We start from the raw sequence: 21,586 nt of genomic DNA, 5'->3' as shown, positions 1-21,586 counted from the left end.
ACGAAAGTATTTAATCTATTCACGAAACTGATAACGAAGAGATAAAGAATTTATTACTACTATTATAGAACTGGAAGCCATTAAAGCTGCAGCAATTACAGGGTTAATAGTAAAGCCTAAGCTAGGTAATAAGATTCCCCCTGCAAGAGGAATAGATAGAGTGTTATATCCAAAAGCCCATAAAAGATTTTGACGAATTTTTGTAAATGTTGCTAAGCTAAGATTTATAGCTGTCGTAATATCCCAAATACGTCCACTCATCAAGACAATATCAGAACTCTCAAGAGCTATTTGAGTAGATCCTTGCAAAGAAATTCCTATATCTGCCTGAGCTAGAGCTGGTGCATCATTAATACCATCTCCTACCATTGCTATTCTTCCTTTCTTTTGTAGATCCTTAATTATAGTAGCTTTATTATTGGGAGTAATCTGAGCAAAAAACTTACTAATTCCTAATTCAGTTGCAATTGCTGCAGCAACTTTTGGATTGTCTCCAGTTAATAAAATGACCTCTAGTCCTTGCTTTTTTAGTTCTAAAATAGTTTCTTTTGCATCTAATCGTAATGTATCTTTTAAAGTTAAAAAACCTTCTATAGATTTATTTATACCTACATAAATAATAGTTTCCGCTTTTTCAGCTAATGATTCTGCATGGTAAGAGCTTGAATCAAAGTTAAATTCATTATCTACTAACCAGCTTTTATTACCTAACCAAACATCTTTCCCCTGAATTTTAGCAGTAACTCCTGATCCAATTTTTGTATAGAAATCTTCTGCTTTTAATAGGGGCAAATTCTGCTTATCAGCTTCTCCTATAATTGCTAGACCTAGTGGATGATTAGTTCCACTTTCTACCGTAGCAGCTAATTGCAATAAATACTGAGGACTAAGAAGACCAAAAGATTTATAATTAGTCACAACAGGATGACCAGTAGTAAGAGTACCAGTTTTATCAAATACTATTCCATGTAGTTGAGGAACTTTTTCTAGAATATCTCCACTTTTAATCAATATTCCTTTTTTAGCTCCTATGCCTGTTCCTACTAATATAGCCATAGGTGTTGCCAATCCTAAGGCACAAGGACATGCAACAACTAAGACCGAAATTGCTAGTTTTAAACTTAATAAAAATGGAGTACTATGATGACTCGTATTCAACACTTGAGGGTACCAAGCTGTTCCTATATTTAACCAGAATATAAATATTGAAACTGAAAGAAACATTATTCCATATGCAAAATATCCGGCTATAGTATCAGTTAGTTTTTGAATAGGGGCTTTTGATATTTGGGCGTTTTCGACTGAAGAAATTATTTGAGCTAAAGTTGTGTTTTTACCAATGCGAGTTGTTTCAATAATGATTAAACCCGAATGATTTAATGTACCTACGAATACTTCTTCGCCTGTTTTTTTTACTACAGGCATCGATTCTCCAGTGACTAGTGATTCATCAATAGTAGTTTCTCCAGTAATAATCCTTCCATCTACAGGAATCTTATCACCGGGTAATATTTTTATATATTCTCCCAAACGAACTTGCTCAACAGGAATTTCTATACTAGACTGATTTTCTGAAAACGGATCACTACTTAGACGGGCTAATGCGGGTTGTAATTCAATTAAGGACTCTATGGCTGACGAAGCACGGTTTTTGGCCCGCTTTTCTAAAATACGACCTAGTAAAATAAATCCTAATAACATCACTGGCTCATCAAAGAAACATTCCCAACCTAGATCAGGAAATATTAATGCAACACAACTAATTGAGTATGCACTAAAAGTTCCCAATCCAACCAAAGTATTCATATTGGCTATTCCGTTAACTAATCCACGCCAGCCATCAAGAAAAATATCAAATCCTGGAATGACAATTGCTATAGTAGCTAAAACCCAATGAAATCTTAAGTCATTTAATATAAAAAAATCTGGTCCACCTATATATGTTAGATGACCTAGGCTAGAGATGAAAATCAAAATAGTAGCAATAGAAAGATTAATTTTTTGTTGTGTTTCTTCTTTTTGCTGGTGCTGATTACTTTTAAGTTTTCTTTGTTGAATGGTAAGATTTTGTGAAGTACGAACACTAGATGGAAAACCTATTATTGTCAATTTCTCAGTTAAAGATGATGATTGTACAGCTTCAGTATTATATTCAACAACAGCAACTTCAGTAATTAAGTTAACTTGAGCAGAAATTACTCCAGGCTGTTCTAAGAGTTTTTTTTCTACAGCTTTAACACAGCTAGCACATTTCATACCTGCTACATCAAGAGTTATTGTTTTTAAGAGAGATGAAGATATGTTTTCTTTTGATTCTTGAAGAAGAGAGGTCATATTCTATTAACTGATTATAAGCTTGCAAAATTAAGTTGATAATGTTTATTCTAATCTTATTACATTAATAAAAATTAAAAAATGAAAAGTTCTAAAATCTGTATTTTTTTAATTTATCTTTAAACATATTAAAAAAATAAATCGACTGAGAATACCTAGTACATAATCTACAAAATTCTAATATTGTTTCTTATATTTCATCAAAAAAAATAACGCTAACAATCCTATTATTCCCATAATTCCTGCAATCGGATTATTATCGATTCCCGTGAAGATTGAAGAAGCTTTATCAGTATATTTTATGATTTTTCCCACATTCAATATGTAATATCCCCAAACCAAACCTCCATGGATTCCAATGCAAATTCCTAATCTGTTGTTATGTATTGTTTTAGCTTCTACTAAAATAATACCTAACAAAAATAAGGCAGGAAACTGAGGAAAAGTTCTAATAATTTCCTGCAAAGGCTTTAAAAAGTGTAAAGTTGCAAAAATAAGACTATTAGATATCAGGATAGCTCGGTAAGAATAATTGATCCTTAATTCTTCTAATAACCATCCTCTGAAAAACAATTCTTCTGCAAAGGCAATTCCAAAAGCACTTAGTAAACCTTCTAATACCAGTAAAAATAAATTCTGTGATGGTCTAATAAAGACGACCCATCCTAAAATCATTTCTACAATAAATAATCCAAAAGTAAAAAAGATACCAACAGTTAACCCGTTAAATAGCTCTACTACATTTTTTTTTGTAAAGATTAATCCATATAGTTTCCACCAATTATTTACTTTATGAACCTTACTATTCCAAAAAAAAAGGAGAATAATAAAGTTTATATACAATAGACCCATTGTAATTATTGTTCTTAAATTTAAATCATATTTAAATAAAAAAAATGATGGAATTGCAGTAGGTAACCAAAGAAACAACAGTAAGACAATAAAAACTCCCAATCTTAAGGGTGCTGGGTAATTAGAAACTATAGAGTAGTTAAATTTCAATTGTTTATAGTTAGATTCAGGTGTTAAAGGAACTAGATATATCCTAGAAGATATTTAAGCAAATTCTCTTATCTTTTATAGATCTGGTTCTATTGTGCTAATTAAACCATGATTTTTTAAGGTCTCACAATAGAATTCGGCTGGTTCAAAAGCACAAGTAATAACTAGGGCAGTCCCATTCATATGAGCTTCCATCATTATTTCAGCAGCTTGGGGTCGAGTTATTCCAGATATCGTTTGCATTAAGATTTGGACCACATAGTCCATAGGATTAAAATCATCATTATGAAGTAAAACCTTATATCTAGGAACCGGTTTTTGAATAGTGGAAGTATTTAAAGATATTTTCTCTATTACATTTGTTACCATAGATTGCCCCTCTACGATCCTATCATGTAGTATTTGATATAAATTATTCTTAATTTGGTAAATGAATTTAGATTCTAAAAGTCATCTATCAAACCCTAGGTTTTTATATTTTTGAAATAGCAGAATATAAAAAATCACTCCGCTATTATAGCTTACAAAGAAAAAATAAGAATTATTTTTTCTTTGTAAGCTATATTTAAAGTTAAATAGTTAATAGGGTAAATTATACATTCCATACATGTAAAAGCAAAAAAATATTTTTGTATATCTAAAATCATTATCTTAAAGAAAATTACAAATATATTTTATGATTTGTTTATTGTGATACAACTTTGATAAGGCATCTTGTAGCCTCTATGAAAATATACACTGTTTTTCTATACTATTTTCATATAAAAAATACCAAGCGATACTTCAAAAGGATTGATGTACATATAACCAGTATAGTTGTGATAGTTTTACGAGAAGAGAATTATTATAGTTTTGTATAAGTTTTCTAATAAATATGTATTAACTTTTTTATTCAGGAAAAAATAACTGAATCCAATAAAAATATCACTATCTTTTATAGAAGTATTCCACTAAAATTGAAGAATAGATAGATTAAAATAATTTCCATACAAATAATATATATTCTAAAACCAATCTATATTTTTTATATTTCAACTACATACAAACTATACTAAACTAAGTTCAGTAAATTAAATACTACTTTTAGTTTTTAGGCTATTTATGAAGTTTGATGTTGTTACCTTATTCCCTAACTTCTTTATATCTGGATTGCAATCTGGGCTTATTGGAAAAGCACTGAGTAGAAACATTGCAACAGTTAATTTAGTTGATCCTCGTCAATTTACTACTGATAACTATCGTAAAGTTGATGATAAACCCTATGGAGGTGGTGTAGGAATGCTGTTAAAACCTGAACCAATATTTGCAGCAGTTAATTCTTTACAAGTTTTGCCTAGAAGATCTACAATTCTTTTATCTCCTCAGGGTTCTCCATTGACTCAAGATATTTTACAAACTTTAGTAACCAATTATGAACAACTTATTTTGATTTGTGGACATTATGAAGGCTTTGATGAAAGAATTCGTTTTTTGGCCAATCAAGAGATCTCACTGGGTGATTTTGTACTTACTGGTGGAGAAATTCCAGCATTAACGTTAATTAATGGGGTAGTTCGTCTATTACCTGGAACTGTAGGAAAATCAGAATCGTTAAAAACTGAAAGTTTCAATAGTAGCTTATTAGATTATCCTCAATATACTCATCCTCCTGTTTTTAAAAATATGCATGTCCCTGACATATTGAGGTCTGGAAATCATAAGCTTATTACGAAATGGAGAAGAGAACAACAGATACAACGTACTCAAAAACGTCGTCCTGATCTTCTAGAGCAATGGTTAAATTCTGAAAAACACTAGCATTAATTTATCCATATTTTAGCTGGTGTGATGTTTTATAAGGTTGCAAAAAGATTATTGTTTTTTATTTAAAATACTAATTAATTAGTACAAAAAAACAACAGATAGTTATATAGTTTAAAACTAAAATCAGAAGATGATTGTAGTTTTAAAAGATATTAATAAATAGATACTATACTTTGTAAAGTAAATCGTTTATTTTTTATAAAATTATGGCTATTAAAGTATTTGTTACGGGTGGTACCGGCTTTGTAGGCGCAAATCTTGTTAGGCTTTTGATACAAAAAAATTATCAAGTCCGTGTTTTAGCTCGTAATTATAGCAATTTAAATAATTTAAAAAATTTGGATGTTGATATTGTTTTTGGTGACCTTAATGATACCAACTTAGCAGAAAAAATGAGAGGATATAAAATTTTATTCCATGTCGCTGCCTATTATTCTCTTTATCAAATAGATAAGAATCAACTTTACAACAGTAACGTACTTGGAACTCGTTCAATTTTGAAAGCAGCAAAACAAGCTAACGTTGAACGTATTATTTATACTAGTTCTGTTGCTGCTATCGGAGTAAAAGAAACAGGAGAAATTGTAAATGAAAATTATCAAGCTCCTGTAGATAAAATAATTGGACATTACAAAAAATCTAAATATTGGGCAGAACAAGAAGTATATAGAGCTATAAAAGATGGTCAAGATATTGTTCTGCTAAACCCTAGTACTCCAATTGGCCCATTCGATATTAAGCCCACTCCAACTGGAGAAATTATTTTAAGATTTTTACGTCGTAAAATGCCTGCATATGTGAATACAGGTTTAAACTTAATTGATGTTCGAGATGTAGCTCATGGACATATTTTAGCTTTAGAAAAAGGAAAAACAGGGCAAAGGTATATTTTGGGAAATAAAAATCTTAGTTTAAAAGCTTTATTGGATGAATTATCCTTACTTACTGGATTAGAAGCCCCTGAAAGAACATTACCTATATGGTTACCTCTAACATTTGCCTGGATGGAAGAATATGTCTTGTCTCCTCTTGGGAAAAAACCAGGAATTCCTTTAGATGGAGTTAGAATGTCTAAAAAGCCTATGTATTATGATTCTTCTAAAGCTATTAATGAATTAAACATATCTTATAGACCTATTAGGGATTCACTTCAGGATGCTATAGATTGGTTTGTAAATAATGGATATATATAAACTATGCCATAGCTATTGATTTTCTAGTAATAAAAAATATTTCTTAATTTTTCTCTAGTAAAACATTGATATATTTTAACTATATATAGTTTATCTATGAATATATTCTTTAGATATGAAATAGTAACTTTTCGACGCTAACCTTATTAAAAAAATGTAGAATTAACAATATTTATGGATCTTTTTCAAACCCCATCTTTTCTTAAGCCTGGAGATACTGTACAAATTATTGCTCCAAGTGGGCCTTTTATAGAATTATCTAATTTAGAAAAGGGTATAGAAATTTGGCATTCGAAAGGATACAATATGGTCCTCAGTAAAAACTGGAACGCATGTCACGGGTACTTAGCGGGTACAGATAATCAGCGTATTAGTGATTTGTTAGAAGCTTTACAAAATCCAAAATGTAAGGCAATTATTCCACTTCGAGGAGGTTATGGTTCTATTAGATTGTTTGAGCAAAAACAATTAAGTATTCTACTTACAAAATATCCTAAATGGATTATTGGTTTTTCAGACATTACAGTCTTACTATGGAAATTAGCTAGTATAAAGATTCGAAGTATTCATGGTCCTGTGTTAACTACATTATGTGATGAACCTAATTGGTCTATCGAACGATTCTTTAGTTATATTCAAGGTTTTAAATTACCGAGTTTAAAAGGTGAAGGTTGGGGTGGTGGTATCAACCAAGGAATATTATTACCAGCTAATTTGACTGTAGCTACTCATTTATTAGGAACTCCACTACAGCCTTCCCTTAAGGGAACTATTTTAGCATTAGAAGATATTGGAGAGGATCCTTACAAAATTGATAGAATATTAACACAATGGAGACTAATGGGAATATTTCATAAAGTTCATGGAATTGTATTAGGAAGCTTTAATCAATGTAATACTTTTTCTAAAAACCCTTCTTGGACTGTAGAAGAAGTGTTACGAGATCGTTTATCAGATCTTAATATTCCAATTATCTCAAATTTGCCTTTTGGACATGGTAAAGTCAATGCCATTTTGCCAGTAGGAATTAATGTCATTATAAACGGCGACCAAGGATATCTTGATTTTATTACTCACTAATTTAATAAGGTCAAAAAAATCAACTTTATATGATGTTTTAAATATTGCATACATATGAACTATGTACTCTGTAATAATTCAGTGTTGTTTTAAAATTCTATTAAGTTTGAATGATAAAATGAATGTTGTTGTAATGCTAGTTCAGTTCAAAATGGCTTGCAATAGGCATTCTCCATCCAGTACCAAAAGCCTGGTTTGTAATTTTTAATCCTGGGGGAGCCTGTTTCCTCTTAAATTCAGCGCGAATGATTAGCTTTGCTATTTTATATAGTAAATCATAGTCAAAACCCACCTTCTGTATTTCTTCAATAGATTGATGATGATTTATAAATCTATTTAGTAAATCATCCAAAATATTATAAGGAGGTAGGGAATCTTGATCTATCTGGTTAGGTTTTAACTCAGCACTTGGAGGTTTAATAAGGATATTGTTGGGAATAATTTCTTGGAATCTATTAAGCCAATTACAAAGAGAAAAAACCTGGGTTTTCGCAACATCTGCAATAACGCCTATACCACCATTCATGTCTCCATATAGAGTACAGTATCCTATAGATATTTCAGATTTATTACCTGTTGAAAGTAGTAAATGTCCAAATTTGTTGGCAATTGCCATTAATATATTTCCTCTAATTCTCGACTGTAAATTTTCTTCAGCAATTCCAATTTCTACTGTTTTAAATAGTGAGTTTAATGAGAAATCATATGCCAACATAATATTATTAATAGGAATCATATAACTATTAATGCCTAAATTATTAGCCAAATGTCTTGCATCAGTAATTGAGTGCTGTGAACTATGGGGAGAAGGCATTAGTATCCCTAGAACATTTTTTGGACCTAAAGATTCAGCTGCTATTGAAGCAACTAGCGATGAATCGATACCTCCACTTAAACCTAAAACTACTTTAGAAAATCCACACTTTATTGCATAATCTCTCAATCCTAATACTAGTGCTGACCAAATTTCTTCTTCTTTTGTTATGTTGGAATTCTTATTGAAGCTTACTTTAAGGTCTCTGGTTATGTGGCTGTATTCAATAATTTCTGTACGTACCTGAAATCCTTTAGTACATAGAATAATTTCTCCTTTTTTATTAGTGGCACAACTATATCCATCAAAAATTAAATCATCGTTACCCCCAACTTGATTAACATAAACAATAGGTACCTGATATAGTCTTGAACTATGTTTTAACATAGATTCTCTAACTTTTTGCTTACGAATAATGTATGGAGAAGCTGATAAATTAACAATAAAGTCGACTTTATATTTAACTAAATCTTCAATAGGATTATTCTTATAGTTTCGCTGTCCCCAAAAAATTTGATCATTCCATAAATCTTCACATATTGTTACTCCAATTCTAGAAAATTGATTTTCTTGTGAAGAAGATGGTAGTTCAAAAAAGTTACTTGTTTTCCCCGACTCAAAATAACGTTTTTCATCAAATACATCATAATTTGGTAAAAGGCGTTTATGAAAAATTTGTTTAATAGTATTGTTTTGAAGTAAAACAACACTATTAAATAGTGGCTTTTCTCCCTTAATATCTGAGTAATAATTTTTAGTAACAATACCAACTAAAATTGCTAGTTTTTTTGGTATTCTTTTTGCTAATTTCTGTAATTCTAACCATGAATTTTCAATAAAAGTAGAACTTAATACCAAGTCTTTTGGAGGGTAACCACATAGGGAAAGTTCTGGAGTTAATAATAACTGAACTTCTCTTTGTTTTGCTAAAATAGCTGATTTATAAATATTATCAGCATTATATTTTAAGTTACCAACAACAGGGTTTAGCTGAGCGATTAAAATTTTCATAGTTGGTTGATTTAAACGTTAGTCTTATAAATAACTAAATATTTTATATCAAATATAATTCTAATATTATCTTGTTTACTATTAAACGAACTTCACCATTCTATCTTTTAAATATTTGTAATTAAAAATATAGTTTTTTTATAATTTATAAAAGTCATTTATCTATATTTTCTACATATCATATATATAATTGCTCTTGGGCAATGTAATCTTGAATAGATTTAGTTAGTACATTTCGATCTCCATATTTTCGATAAGTAGTAGAAGAGAAACCAGGAGCATTTAAGTCAACAACTTGACATCTTCCTCCTAAACTAACTAATGTTTGTAAATCTAACTTATCAATTACGTAACCAGAGCGAAGAACTATTAAAATAGAGACTTCGGAAAATAATTTTTCGATACGATACCATTGACGAATTTGTTTCACCAGATCTGAACCAATTACTAGAGTATAATCTGCTTGCCTTTCCCAAATATTCTTAGCCCTAGCGATACTTACAAGACTTCTGTGATGACTTAAATTTTTTGAAAGATGAATATTACAACGAGATGGATGCATATTTTCAATTAGCAATCTAAGCATTGTTGTTCGATGAGACAAAGAGGTTTGATGCTTTTTGAAAGGATTATTAGAAGCCCAAATTCCTACTTTATCGTAATGAAATGATAACCATGAAATAATTAACTGATGTCCAGTAGTAGGAGGATCTGCACTTGTTCCAAATAAGGCAATTTTGTTCATATTGTTCAACTTTAAAGCAAAACTAAACATCTAAAAAATTATTCAATAATTTCTATATTTTAAAAATATTTAAATTTCATATAAAAACAATTACTAAAAATAAACTTTATTCTATGAATATTATATTAATTTTAATTGTCATTATTTGTTTAGGGAAGTGATGCGTAGGCTTCAAAAAATTAATATAAAAATATTTTCTCTCAATCTTATTGAAATTTATTTCTTGGTATTAAGGAAACTTTTAAAACTTTTTTATTAAAGTTGAACTGTTATGTCGTAATCTAGATGGATAAACACAATAATTTAGACGTAAACTATGCGAATATTATCTTTAGTTCCTGGCGGAATAAATGAGCAACTTTTATTTTTCCCAACTCTAGAAAGTCTTAAAATTAAATATCCTAATGCACTTATTGACGTTCTAGTAGAACCATCGGCAAAATCTGCTTATCGAATATGTCCCTATATAAATGAGATTCTTGTTTTTGATTACCAAGACCGTCACACATCTGCTGACTATCTCAATTTAATTGGAGTAATTCGTGATAAAGGGTATGACATTGCTATAACTGCTGAAAAAAACTGGATTCTGGAATTATTACTGTGGTCGAATAGTATTCCTTGGCGTATTGGTTACAAGACACAAACGTCATGGTTACTGTCACATTCAATCATTCAAGATAAAGAACAATATGCTGCAAAAACATATCATGATTTACTTTTAAATTTAAATATTCAATCTCCTTGTCCTTCCATAAAAATAGCTGTCCCAACGGATGATATAAGCTGGGCTGAGAAAGAATTACAACGTTTAGAAGTAGCAGAAAACGGTTATATCGTGATACATGGAGGTATTAATAATGTCTATCCAACATCTAGTTGGATAGACATTATTAATACAATTTATGAAAAAGAACCTTCCTTGTCAGTAATTTTATTACAAAGCAGTATAGATGAAGCATGGACAAAGCCTATATTAAACAATTGTAAACATCTTAAAACAATCAATCCTAATAATTTAGGCAAACTTTCTGCAATCATTGCTGGAGCTAACCTTTTAGTTTGTACTGATAGTGTCCCATTACAATTAAGTATAGCTGTAGGAACATACACAATAGCATTATTTGCAGATACTAATCCTAATCAAAAAATTCCTACAAATCATAATCGTTGTATTACAATCGAATCTCCCAGCAATAAATTAGCTGATATTCATTCATCAGTAATATTGGAAAAAATATGGCATGGTTAATTGTTAAAAACTGTTTGGTTAGACATAAGTTTTGGGTAAATACTACTTACTATGTATTTTATTAAGATTAAATATCAACTTTAATAAACCAATATAACAATTTCACGAAATATACTTTTCCTATCTTTTAAGATTGTCACTTTTACTAGGTTGTATTATCTTTCCTCTATAGATAAAAGAGAAAGATAATATGACTTAATTAAATCTTGAAAGAGGCGATTGATAAACTGTAGAACTATTTTTCAACCGGAATGAAATAGTAAATACTAATTAAAACATAACTTTTTTGTAAATATTTACCCTTTCTTTATTGTCTCTATATATTTATATGCTGCTTCTGTAACGACTCTTCCCCTGGGTGTACGGTTTACATAGCCAATTTGTAGTAAATATGGTTCATAAACCTGTTCAATAGTTTTGATATCTTCTCCAGTAGATGCTGCAATGGCTTCTAAACCAACAGGGCCTCCATTAAATTGAAAGATCATAGTTTCTAAGATCAAATGATCAGTCCAATTTAATCCTTTGGAGTCTATTTTATATAGGTCTAAAGCTTCTATAGCTAAATCTTTAGTAATAAGATTCATTCGTTTAACTTGTATATAATCACGAATTCTTCTTAATAATCGGTTAGCAATTCTAGGAGTTCCTCTAGAACGAATAGCAATTTCAATTGCTCCCTCATGAGTAATAGAAGTTTGCAAAACTATGGCACTACGCTTAATAATCAAAATCAACTCATGATACTCATAATATTTTAGACGCTGTACCAGTCCAAAACGATCCCGTAAAGGAAAAGATACATTGCCAATTTTTGTAGTAGCTCCTATTAGTGTAAATTTTGGCAATGAGATACTACTTATCTTGGTTGATTGTCCTTTGCCAATTGTAATATCAAGACGATAATCTTCCATTGCTAGATACAATAATTCTTCAGCTAAATGGTTGAGCCGATGAATTTCGTCAAGAAATAAAACATCTCCAGGCTTCAGTTTTACTAAAAGTCCGATTATATCTTTTGGCTTTTCTAAAGACGGTGCAGAAGTTATCTTGCAATCAACTCCCATTTCTGATGCTAATATCAAAGATATAGTTGTCTTACCCAGTCCAGGCGGTCCATATAAAAGTAAATGATCGATTGGCTCATTTCGTAATTTAGCGGCTTTAATAACAATATCTAATATCTTTTTTAAATCTTTTTGCCCAACATACTCTTTAAAAGAACCTGGGCGAATATCATTTATAAAGTAATCTTTTTCTTTTTTTTGAATGTCTACCGGATCTCTTTTATGTTCTTTCAAAGAAGTATCATCAGGTCTGTTCTGAGACTTTTTGCTACGTTTGATGATCATTAATTTAGCACTTCTAGACTACTATCTATAATACTACTTTTGCATAAAAGCTAAAAAATCCAATATTTTTGACAACATTAATACCTAGCAAATTATATTTTAGGATAAAAATTATTCTTAAAAAAAGATTGAATCTATATTTTAAAAGTTATTTAAAAATATAAGAGTGTTAACATCGCTTTTTTCATATCTAGATGATTTAAAATTTAACCAGTACTAATAATTGGTAATAGAAAATTTTATAATGAGGTCTAAAAAAATACATGTTGATATCTCATATGCATTAGTCTTAGGAAAACAAAAAATAATAAACTCTTATTGATTCAGTTAAAGTTTTATGTATTAAGATGGAAGTATAAATCAATAATTATATTAATATTTAGCTGAATAACTTGAGATTTTTGCCATATAGAAAAATATTGATAATCTACAATAAAATAGGAAAATAAGCTAGTAAGATGTTGGAGATTAAATAGTTTATGGACTTAGTAATCCTAGAAAATTTTTTAGATAATGCATCGTTTTTTGTTTTGTTACTAACAATGCTAATTTACTGGATAGGAACAGCTTTTCCTAGTTTGACATGGTTTCCTACTTTAGGAACTACTGGAGGAATAATAGCAAATTTATTAATAGCAACTTTATTGGGAGCAAGGTGGCTAGAAGGAGGGTATTTCCCCTTGAGTAATTTGTATGAATCACTATTTTTCTTAGCTTGGGGTATTACAACTACTTATTTAATAGTTGAATCAATGGTTGGTATATCTTTAATAGGAGCTGTTACAACACCTATAGCTATGGCAATTACTGCTTTTGCCACAATATCTCTACCTTCAGATATGAGGGTTTCATCTCCTCTCGTCCCTGCTCTTAAGTCGAATTGGTTGATGATGCATGTCAGTGTTATGATGTTGAGTTACTCTGCTTTGATGGTAGGTTCCGTCATGGCTATTGCTTTTTTAATTATTACTAGAGATCAAGATATTAGTCTTCGTGGCAGTTCTGTTGGAACAGGAAGCTACCGAAATAGTTCGTTAAAGGAATTTCCCAAAAATCATGAAAAAGAAATCCTTTTAAATACGAATGATGCATTTATAACAAAAAATAACCTTTCCCCTCAACATCTTAACTTAGCAGATAAATTGGATAATCTTAGCTATCGAATCATCGGTCTAGGTTTTCCACTATTAACTATTGGCATAATTGCTGGAGCTGTATGGGCTAATGAAGCTTGGGGTTCTTATTGGAGTTGGGATCCAAAAGAAACTTGGGCTTTGATCACTTGGCTAGTATTTGCTGCTTATTTACATGCTAGAATCACTAAAGATTGGCAAGGCAGGAGGCCTGCAATTCTTGCAGCGGGAGGATTTATAGCGGTTTGGGTATGCTATCTAGGAGTAAATCTTTTAGGGAATGGTTTACATTCTTATGGTTGGTTTTTATAGGACAAAGTTTTGGCTAAAGAAATGGTGTCATCTTTTTTGTCTAAAAAGCTAATTTTGTATGATTTCTAATATCGAAAATTATTATCGAATAATTTTTATGTTTGTTCTATATATTTATTCAGCAGAGTACAGAACACTTAATGTGGACATTACTTCATACAAAAGTACATAAAACCCTTCAAAACAACTTAATTCTTCCTCCTGGAAAACGTATATTGGTTGCAGTATCAGGAGGACAAGATTCACTCTGCTTGCTTAAAATAATCATGGATCTCCGACTAAAGTGGGACTGGGAAATTGCTATTGCTCATTGTGATCATGGTTGGCCTTCCGATATAGGTATTTCAGATCATGTTAAAAGGATATCTAAAGATTGGAACATTGATTTTTATTTAAAACAGACACGAATATTAAAAATTACTGAATCAGTAGCGAGGGAATGGCGCTATAAAGCATTGCTGGAAATTGCAAAAGAAAATAATTTTAGCGAAATAGTTACAGGTCATACTTCAAGTGATTTAGCTGAAACAGTAATATACAATTTAATTAGAGGTGCAGGAAGTCATGGTTTAAGTGTATTAACATGGACACGTACTTTAGTAGACTCAATTAACTTAGTACGGCCTCTATTAAATATTTCTCGTGCTGAAACACTATTTTTTTGTAAACAATTTAACTTACCGGTTTGGGAAGATGAAGTTAACACCAACTTTAACTATGTGCGTAACAGGATTCGTAAACAACTAGTACCTTATTTAAAGTTAAATTTTAATCCTCAAGTCGAAAAAACTTTGTACCAAACAGCTAAAGTTTTAAAAGCAGAATCTGATTATTTAGAAAAAGAAGCGCAGAAAATTCTAAAATTAGTTACAAATGAAGAAAAAACGCAGCTCAAAAAAAAGTTATTGAAACGGATACCTTTAGCTTTACAAAGAAGAGTTATTCGCATGTTTCTACAATACAACAATTTACGAGCTCCAAATTTTGAGCAAATAGAAGAGGGAATAAAACTAATCAATTCTCCTCATGGTTCACAAACGTCTTCGTTTTCTATTAAATTTGTTTTGGAAGTTCATGGTGATTACATTATCAAAAAATAATCTTAGCCTATAAATAATAATTGGAGCTCTTTTTTATTTTATGTAAATTTAAAAGTTGATATTTAACATAGTTAAATATCAACTTTTAAAAAATATAATGTGAACTTGATTAATTAGTAATGGCGCTATTGATAATATTCAATTTAAATAGATTTGTATATGTAAAAAGAATCAAATTAGTAAATTGCTTGAAATCATAAAAGCTTAGCGATATAGCAACTATAAATAAAAAACTAAATCTAATTTTTTAGAATACTTAGCAGATACATAACAATTTTATAAAGTTTGAAACAACTAAGACAAATATAATAGTTATTATAACAATGATCTAAGCATGAAATTAAAAAATTCACGTTAATTTTTGACTTTATATATATACAGTTCTAAGTTTTTTATAGAGAAAAATTGTTACTATAAATAGCATTATTTATAAATTACATTTTACTATTTATGATAGATTTTTTATTGAATTAATAAAAAAATATTGAACTTCACTATGTTTATATATTTAGACAAGATTTGATAGAAACCTTGTTATTGATTATAATAGAGTTCTAAATATATCAGATGATAGTACTCTTCCTAGTCATCAGTCACTGACTTTTTGTTTTAATAATGTGAAATTTTGACTCAAAAAATTATCTAAAAATATTTATAGTTATATACTACTTTGTGATCAATAACTATTTTATTTTTCTTACTTCTGAGCTCAGAATGTCACTTCTATTGTTAGAATAGTAAACCGGATATATTTATATAGAAAAGTAAATTAACTAATTAATTTTTCTAATTTTCAATAAACTTAGTTTCGAACAAGAGCTATTCTTTATGAAAATAAATTTCTTGTCTGCTTTAGAAACATATTTCTCCAACACAACATCAACAGTTTTCTAAGGCAATTTTATAATCTATAGAAGAAAAAGTGACCTTAATGCTTAAACAGCTATCTCTAGAACTAGAATATGTTTTTAAGCAAAATACTTATTCACTATTAGATTTAATGTTTATCATTTCATTTTTTTAGATTAATTTAGATTCACTTAACATTTTAGAAAGGACTATTATAGATGGAATTTTCAATCGCTACACTTTTATCCTACTTCAGTGATAACAAATTGGTGGCGGCCAAACATTTGGAAAAAAAATTAGGGTGTGAAGATAACAAAAGTATACAACAGCTACAAGCTATACTTGACACCTTAGAACTGATAGGTATTTTAGAAAAAGAACGAGGTAAATATCGTCGTATTTTGGAAGACAATCTTGTTCAAGCTAAATTACGTTGTTCGAGTAAAGGATTTTGTTTTGCAATTCAAGATGATGAAGATGAAGAAGATATCTATGTAAGAGAAGCTCATTTAAGTAACGCTTGGAATGGAGATCGAGTACTAGTAAAGATTATCAAAGAAGGAACTCGTCGGCGCTCACCAGAAGGTGAAGTAAAGCTTATCTTAGAACGTTCTAACCCATCTTTATTAGCTCAAGTTAAAAAAGATAATGAAAACTATCATGCTATTCCCTTGGATGATCGCTTACTATTTGAATTATCACTTGCAGAAGAAGGAAATAACTTAGAAAAAGCAGTAGATCACCTAGTCCATGTTTCTGTAGTTCGTTATCCTATTGGAGAACATCCTCCTGTTGGGAAGGTCACTCGTGTTTTAGGTAGCGATGCGGAAGCAGCAGCAGATACTGATATTGTTTGCTGTAAACATGATTTACCACAAAATTTTACAGAAGATGAATTAAAACTAGCCGAGCAATTACCTAAGAAAATTGCAAACGAAGAGTTAGAAAAACGTTCTGACTGGAGAAATATTACATCTTTTACTTTTACTGAAGATATAATTAGAGATTGCCCTCCTTTTATTGAAACTGCTTTTACTTTAGAGGAAACAGAAGATAATCACTTGCAATTAGGAGTTCATATTGTAGACATAGCTCATTATATTCAACCAGGGTCCTCTCTTGATAAAATAGCTAAGAAACGTGGTACAACATTCTATCTAGGTGAAAAAGTTTTACCTATGTTACCAGAACTCATAATAGAAAATTATTCTCTGAAACTAAATAAAGATTCTCTTACAGTTTCAGTAATTATGACTTTTGATAGAAGTGGTCAACTGTTAGAATTTTCAATTAAACCTACAATTATTAATATTGATCATCAGCTAACATATCAGAAGACACAAGAGCTTTTGGCAGATCCAAATAAAGTTCATGATAAACAAAAAAGTTTAATTGAAAAACTTCAAAACTTATTTTTTACTGTGAGTCCTTTAATTAAAGCCCAAAGACTACAAAGAGGAGGATTTGAGCTGCAGCTAGAGCCTAAATTACCTTACCAAGATGAAAATAGAGTTGGAACTATTATGGCTTCATCTAAAACGCCTATTCGTTCTTTATTAACTGAACTATTAATCTTAACAAATAAAGTTGTAGCTACTCATATTAATGCATTAGGAATACCAGGAATTTATTGCACTCAACCAGAACCTGATTGGGAAGAGTTAGAAGATTTACTAAAGTTGGTTCAAAATCTAGGTATTGAATTTAATCTTCAATATGATGAAGAAATTATTCCACAAGATTACTATAATCTAACTCAATTACTAAACAAATCTTCCCATGTTAATGTTCTTAACTATTTACTCCATGGAACTCTAAAATCTTCCAGATATAATAGTAATCCAGGTCCTCATTTTGGTTTGGCATATAATGACTCTTATAGTCATTGTATATCTCCAGGTAAACGATATGTTGACTTATTAATTCAAAGAATACTAAAGTTGGTCTTTAGTGAGGGTAGAGATCGTAGAACTAAGCAAACAAAAATTGGGGTCGATCTTTATAGTAGTAAGTGTCATGGTAATATTACGTGGAATGTTTTACCTCCAACCATTCAGGAAGAATTAGAAGAAGATTTTCGTTTTCTAGTCAGTCATCTTAATGATCAAGAAAAAACTGCTGAAGATGCAGAAAAAGATCTTGAGGGATTAAAAAAAGCAGAGAAAATGAAAAAACAAACAGGAAAAGTATTTCAGGGACTGATTACAGGTGTTCAATCTTATGGATTCTTTGTTGAAATTGAACATTTATTGGTAGAAGGATTAGTTCATGTTAGTTCTCTCAAAGACGATTGGTACGAATACCGTTCCCGTCATGGATGTCTAGTAGGCCGTAAAAATCATATAGCTTATCGCTTAGGTGATGAGGTTGAAGTCGAAGTAAAAAGTGTTGATTATTATCGACAACAAATTGACTTGGTTACTGTTGGAGGAGGAAGCTCTGCAAATGACAATGATTGGGATGAAGATTAATAATAATCAATACTTTAGGAGGAGTAAATAAATATGAATTCTTGCAATAAAACGCATAAACAGACAGATAAAGTGAAAAACATGAAATCTATATTTTTTTGTCTCATATTTAGTTTATTAATCTTTCTCTCGGGGTGTGTTCATTATGATATTGGAGTTAACTTTTACAGTCAACATCATGGAGAAATTGTTCAACATGTAAGCGTAACAGAACAATTATCTAAGTTTAGCCCAGTTGAGATAAATAAATGGTTAAATAGCTTAGAAGATCGTACAAAGAAATTAAAAGGAAAAGTAAAAAAGCTTTCTGAAAATGAATTATTATTTACTATCCCTTTTTATAGCAGTACTGATCTAGTAGAAAAATTTAATTTATTTTTCAATCCTAGCAGGTCCTTTGTAACTTCTGGTATCGAAAGTGAAGACCTTAATAAGGCTCATTTAGAAACAAAAATGTCAATTCAACAACATAATTTGTTATTAGCAGAATACAATAACCTAAGTATTGAAATTGATTTACGCGACTTAGAAATATTTTCTAAGAAAGGGAATAAATTGATTAGACCAGATTCGTTGTTAGATTTAGAATTTACATTAAGTACTCCTTGGCATATTAAAAATATTCATAAAAATAATAAATTTAACGAAAACTTTGACAAAGAAAAACAACGAATTAGCTGGAAACTTGAAGCAGGAAAAATAAATAGGATTGAGACGGTTTTTTGGACTCCTAATTATCTAGGTCTAGGCTTTGTCTGCATATTTTTGACAATTCTGGTAGGAATCTATATTAAGTATCGAGTCTTATTTAAAGTATAAGGTAACTTAACTTAATATGATTTGTTTGAAAATTAAACTTTATAGTGTTTCTTTATACGTTTCATCGCCTCTTCAACATTTTCCCTACTATTAAAAGCCGAAATACGGAAATAACCCTCTCCTGAGGAGCCAAATCCAGATCCTGGAGTTCCTACAATATTTACTGTTCGTAACAGTTCATCAAAAAACTCCCAGCTAGAGATATTTTCTGGAGTTTTTAACCATATGTAAGGTGAGTTAATACCTCCATAGACTTTGTCTAATTTTGTGGTGTTTAACTGTTTACGTATTATTCTTGCATTTTCAAGATAAAATTTTACTAAATTATTAACTTGTATTTTTCCTTCTTCAGAATAAACAGCTTCTGCTCCTCTTTGAATAATATAAGATACACCATTGAATTTAGTAGATTGACGACGATTCCACATTTTCCAAAGTTCTACTGTAGAACCATTTGCTGTATTGGCGATCAAAGTTTTTGGTACTACAGTAAATGCGCAACGAGTTCCTGTAAAACCAGCATTCTTAGAAAATGAACGAAATTCTATAGCGCAATTTTTAGCCCCTTCTATCTCGTAGATAGAATGTGGAATAGTCTCTTCTGTAATAAAAGCTTCATATGCTGCATCAAAAAGAATGATTGAATTATTAGCTTGTGCATAATCAACCCAAGATTTTAAATATTCTTTATTAGCAACAGCGCCAGTTGGATTATTCGGAAAACAAAGATAAATCAGATCTACCTTAACATCAGGGATATTAGCAACAAAGTTATTCTCTGCTTTAATAGGAAGGTAAATAAGATCATCATATCTATTATTTTCTACATTTATGGGACCTGTATTACCGGCCATTACATTTGTGTCTACATAGACTGGATATACAGGATCTGTAATTGCAATCTTATTATTTTTACCAAATATATCAAGAATATTTCCTGTATCACATTTTGATCCATCTGATATAAATATTTCTGAGGCATCAATATCACAACCTCTTAATTGAAAATCATAGTATGCAATTTTTTCTCTTAGCCATTGATAACCTTGCTCTGGACCGTAACCTTTGAATTTACTATGATCTCCCATATCTTCTACAGCGTTTTTCATAGCTTTTATACAAGCTTCTGGAAGAGGTTCAGTCACATCTCCAATACCAAGCTTAATTAACTCAGTATTAGAATTAGCGACTAAGAAAGTATTGACTCTTTTAGTTATTTCAGGAAAAAGATATCCTGCTTTAAGCTTAAGGTAATTTTCGTTTATGCTAACCATAGTTATGTAATTGAAAATGTTTGAACTGGGATTATTATTTGTAATCAAATATCTTTAAATCTAATGTATATTTCCCGTTAATCACTAAATATTTTTAGATTAATACATTACCTTCAAGTATTTGTCCATTTTCTTCTAAAGCTGGATATTGTCTTCCATTTTTTTTATATAGTTCTGAAATATTTGGATAACTCCATTCGAATAAGATTTTACTATAAGTTTTAGGTGATAGTTGTATTTTAGTGTACATTTTCGCCTCTAATCTTTGGCGTTGAGCTTCAAATAAAATCACTGCAGCAGCAACAGAAACATTCAAAGATTGAACCATGCCTAACATAGGAATGGTTATATGTCCATCAACTAATTGGGATGCTTCTTTGCTTACTCCCCATTTTTCTGCACCTAGTAAAATAGCTATAGGTTCTGTATAGTTTACATTTCTATAATCAATTGCAATATTACTAAAATGAGCTGCATAAATTTTAAATTGTCTATGTTTTAGAGTATTTATCGCATCATTAATATTGTTATACGATGTTATAAATACCCATTTATCACTACCTTGAGAAATTTTACTAAATGTAGGATAGTTTCCGTTTTTATTAACAACATGAATATCTAATATGCCTACTGCATCACAAGTACGAATAATTGCTGATAAATTATGAGGCTTGTGAATATCTTCCATTAAAACGGTTAAATGAGGCTGACGTTTTTTTAAAACTTCTTTTAGACGATTGTGACGTTTATATAGCACAGTATGTTAAATAATTTTAATATTATATTTTAGGAACTAAATGAATGATATAACGTTTTTTAATATTTGAAGTAGTAAAATCAACATTAAACAAAACAAGTAATTATTAATCTATAATTATTATATGTATATGACTGAACATCAGAACACCTATTCTCTTATCTGTTCATATTGATATAAAAAATTTATATGTAACTCTTAGGTAAAACATATACCCTAATATATTAAGTCAACGATAATAATAATTATCTAGATATTTCTTATATTTAGGACGTTCGAAAATTT

General features: G+C 30.1%; 16 protein-coding genes. 8 read left to right on the top strand and 8 right to left on the bottom strand.

All coding sequences use genetic code 11. The features are described from left to right. Nucleotides 1–15 precede the first annotated feature (15 nt). From LPC16_RS00250 to clpS, 3 genes are all read right to left on the bottom strand, one after another. Nucleotides 16–2,334, bottom strand: coding sequence for a heavy metal translocating P-type ATPase (locus LPC16_RS00250; protein WP_229637316.1), 2,319 nt, complete (start codon nt 2,332–2,334; stop codon nt 16–18). A 177-nt stretch (nt 2,335–2,511) separates the two neighbouring features. Beyond that, nucleotides 2,512–3,336 (bottom strand): type II CAAX endopeptidase family protein, encoded by an 825-nt coding sequence (locus LPC16_RS00245; RefSeq protein WP_229637315.1) that lies wholly within the window; start codon nt 3,334–3,336, stop codon nt 2,512–2,514. 75 nt (nt 3,337–3,411) lie between these two features. Further along, a complete protein-coding gene (gene clpS / locus LPC16_RS00240; RefSeq protein WP_040054808.1) occupies nt 3,412–3,705 on the bottom strand; it encodes an ATP-dependent Clp protease adapter ClpS in 294 nt (97 codons plus the stop codon). 732 nt (nt 3,706–4,437) lie between these two features. Between clpS and trmD the strand changes: the two genes are divergently transcribed. The 3 genes from trmD to LPC16_RS00225 all read left to right on the top strand — a co-directional run bounded on the left by trmD (nt 4,438) and on the right by LPC16_RS00225 (nt 7,412). Continuing rightward, nucleotides 4,438–5,133 carry a tRNA (guanosine(37)-N1)-methyltransferase TrmD gene (gene trmD / locus LPC16_RS00235; protein WP_229637314.1) on the top strand — a complete coding sequence of 232 codons (696 nt, stop codon included), beginning with the start codon at nt 4,438–4,440 and terminating at the stop codon, nt 5,131–5,133. A gap of 212 nt (nt 5,134–5,345) precedes the next feature. Next, nucleotides 5,346–6,332: a hopanoid-associated sugar epimerase gene (gene hpnA, locus LPC16_RS00230; RefSeq protein WP_229637313.1), complete on the top strand. Its 987-nt coding sequence runs from the start codon at nt 5,346–5,348 to the stop codon at nt 6,330–6,332. Between the two features lie 174 nt (nt 6,333–6,506). Continuing rightward, the gene (locus tag LPC16_RS00225) at nt 6,507–7,412 is read left to right on the top strand and encodes a S66 peptidase family protein (protein WP_229637312.1); all 906 of its coding nucleotides are present in this window, start codon (nt 6,507–6,509) and stop codon (nt 7,410–7,412) included. 136 nt (nt 7,413–7,548) lie between these two features. On the opposite strand, the gene LPC16_RS00220 is transcribed toward LPC16_RS00225, so the two are convergent. Then, entirely contained in the window at nt 7,549–9,237 is a 1,689-nt protein-coding gene (locus LPC16_RS00220; RefSeq protein ID WP_229637311.1) for an NAD+ synthase, read from the bottom strand. Between the two features lie 178 nt (nt 9,238–9,415). Then, on the bottom strand, nt 9,416–9,982 hold the full coding sequence (locus tag LPC16_RS00215; protein WP_229637310.1) for a nicotinate-nucleotide adenylyltransferase: 567 nt from the start codon (nt 9,980–9,982) through the stop codon (nt 9,416–9,418). 316 nt (nt 9,983–10,298) lie between these two features. On the opposite strand from LPC16_RS00215, the gene LPC16_RS00210 reads away from it, so the two are divergent. Beyond that, nucleotides 10,299–11,234 (top strand): glycosyltransferase family 9 protein, encoded by a 936-nt coding sequence (locus LPC16_RS00210; protein ID WP_229637309.1) that lies wholly within the window; start codon nt 10,299–10,301, stop codon nt 11,232–11,234. 296 nt (nt 11,235–11,530) lie between these two features. Here the strand turns inward: LPC16_RS00210 and ruvB are convergent, their stop codons facing one another. Beyond that, entirely contained in the window at nt 11,531–12,586 is a 1,056-nt protein-coding gene (gene ruvB / locus LPC16_RS00205) for a Holliday junction branch migration DNA helicase RuvB (protein ID WP_229637308.1), read from the bottom strand. A gap of 479 nt (nt 12,587–13,065) precedes the next feature. On the opposite strand from ruvB, the gene ccsB reads away from it, so the two are divergent. From ccsB to LPC16_RS00185, 4 genes are all read left to right on the top strand, one after another. Next, entirely contained in the window at nt 13,066–14,031 is a 966-nt protein-coding gene (ccsB, locus tag LPC16_RS00200; RefSeq protein ID WP_229637307.1) for a c-type cytochrome biogenesis protein CcsB, read from the top strand. A 140-nt stretch (nt 14,032–14,171) separates the two neighbouring features. After that, nucleotides 14,172–15,131, top strand: a complete 960-nt coding sequence (gene tilS / locus LPC16_RS00195; protein ID WP_229637306.1) for a tRNA lysidine(34) synthetase TilS — start codon at nt 14,172–14,174, stop codon at nt 15,129–15,131. 1,067 nt (nt 15,132–16,198) lie between these two features. Then, nucleotides 16,199–18,451, top strand: a complete 2,253-nt coding sequence (locus tag LPC16_RS00190; protein ID WP_229637305.1) for a ribonuclease R family protein — start codon at nt 16,199–16,201, stop codon at nt 18,449–18,451. Nucleotides 18,452–18,484: 33 nt separating this feature from the next. Then, nucleotides 18,485–19,270: a DUF3153 domain-containing protein gene (locus LPC16_RS00185; protein WP_229637304.1), complete on the top strand. Its 786-nt coding sequence runs from the start codon at nt 18,485–18,487 to the stop codon at nt 19,268–19,270. A 32-nt stretch (nt 19,271–19,302) separates the two neighbouring features. Here LPC16_RS00185 and LPC16_RS00180 read toward each other — a convergent pair whose 3' ends face one another. Next, nucleotides 19,303–20,544, bottom strand: a complete 1,242-nt coding sequence (locus LPC16_RS00180; protein ID WP_229637303.1) for an LL-diaminopimelate aminotransferase — start codon at nt 20,542–20,544, stop codon at nt 19,303–19,305. A 94-nt stretch (nt 20,545–20,638) separates the two neighbouring features. Beyond that, a complete protein-coding gene (gene trmH / locus LPC16_RS00175; RefSeq protein WP_229637302.1) occupies nt 20,639–21,301 on the bottom strand; it encodes a tRNA (guanosine(18)-2'-O)-methyltransferase TrmH in 663 nt (220 codons plus the stop codon). Nucleotides 21,302–21,586: the final 285 nt, after the last annotated feature.

Source organism: cyanobacterium endosymbiont of Braarudosphaera bigelowii (genome assembly GCF_020885515.1).
Lineage (GTDB): Bacteria > Cyanobacteriota > Cyanobacteriia > Cyanobacteriales > Microcystaceae > Atelocyanobacterium > Atelocyanobacterium thalassa_A.
The sequence above is the reverse complement of the archived record's forward strand: the minus strand, read 5'-3'. Positions and strand labels throughout refer to the sequence as shown.

What these genes read in the sequence shown, in the direction of transcription:
- tilS (WP_229637306.1), top strand. Translation starts at nt 14,172, where the DNA reads ATGTGGACATTACTTCATACAAAAGTACATAAAACCCTTCAAAACAAC.
- LPC16_RS00220 (WP_229637311.1), bottom strand. Translation starts at nt 9,237, where the DNA reads ATGAAAATTTTAATCGCTCAGCTAAACCCTGTTGTTGGTAACTTAAAA.
- ruvB (WP_229637308.1), bottom strand. Translation starts at nt 12,586, where the DNA reads ATGATCATCAAACGTAGCAAAAAGTCTCAGAACAGACCTGATGATACT.
- LPC16_RS00180 (WP_229637303.1), bottom strand. Translation starts at nt 20,544, where the DNA reads ATGGTTAGCATAAACGAAAATTACCTTAAGCTTAAAGCAGGATATCTT.
- LPC16_RS00250 (WP_229637316.1), bottom strand. Translation starts at nt 2,334, where the DNA reads ATGACCTCTCTTCTTCAAGAATCAAAAGAAAACATATCTTCATCTCTC.
- LPC16_RS00210 (WP_229637309.1), top strand. Translation starts at nt 10,299, where the DNA reads ATGCGAATATTATCTTTAGTTCCTGGCGGAATAAATGAGCAACTTTTA.
- clpS (WP_040054808.1), bottom strand. Translation starts at nt 3,705, where the DNA reads ATGGTAACAAATGTAATAGAGAAAATATCTTTAAATACTTCCACTATT.
- LPC16_RS00215 (WP_229637310.1), bottom strand. Translation starts at nt 9,982, where the DNA reads ATGAACAAAATTGCCTTATTTGGAACAAGTGCAGATCCTCCTACTACT.
- hpnA (WP_229637313.1), top strand. Translation starts at nt 5,346, where the DNA reads ATGGCTATTAAAGTATTTGTTACGGGTGGTACCGGCTTTGTAGGCGCA.
- LPC16_RS00185 (WP_229637304.1), top strand. Translation starts at nt 18,485, where the DNA reads ATGAATTCTTGCAATAAAACGCATAAACAGACAGATAAAGTGAAAAAC.
- trmD (WP_229637314.1), top strand. Translation starts at nt 4,438, where the DNA reads ATGAAGTTTGATGTTGTTACCTTATTCCCTAACTTCTTTATATCTGGA.
- LPC16_RS00190 (WP_229637305.1), top strand. Translation starts at nt 16,199, where the DNA reads ATGGAATTTTCAATCGCTACACTTTTATCCTACTTCAGTGATAACAAA.
- LPC16_RS00225 (WP_229637312.1), top strand. Translation starts at nt 6,507, where the DNA reads ATGGATCTTTTTCAAACCCCATCTTTTCTTAAGCCTGGAGATACTGTA.
- ccsB (WP_229637307.1), top strand. Translation starts at nt 13,066, where the DNA reads ATGGACTTAGTAATCCTAGAAAATTTTTTAGATAATGCATCGTTTTTT.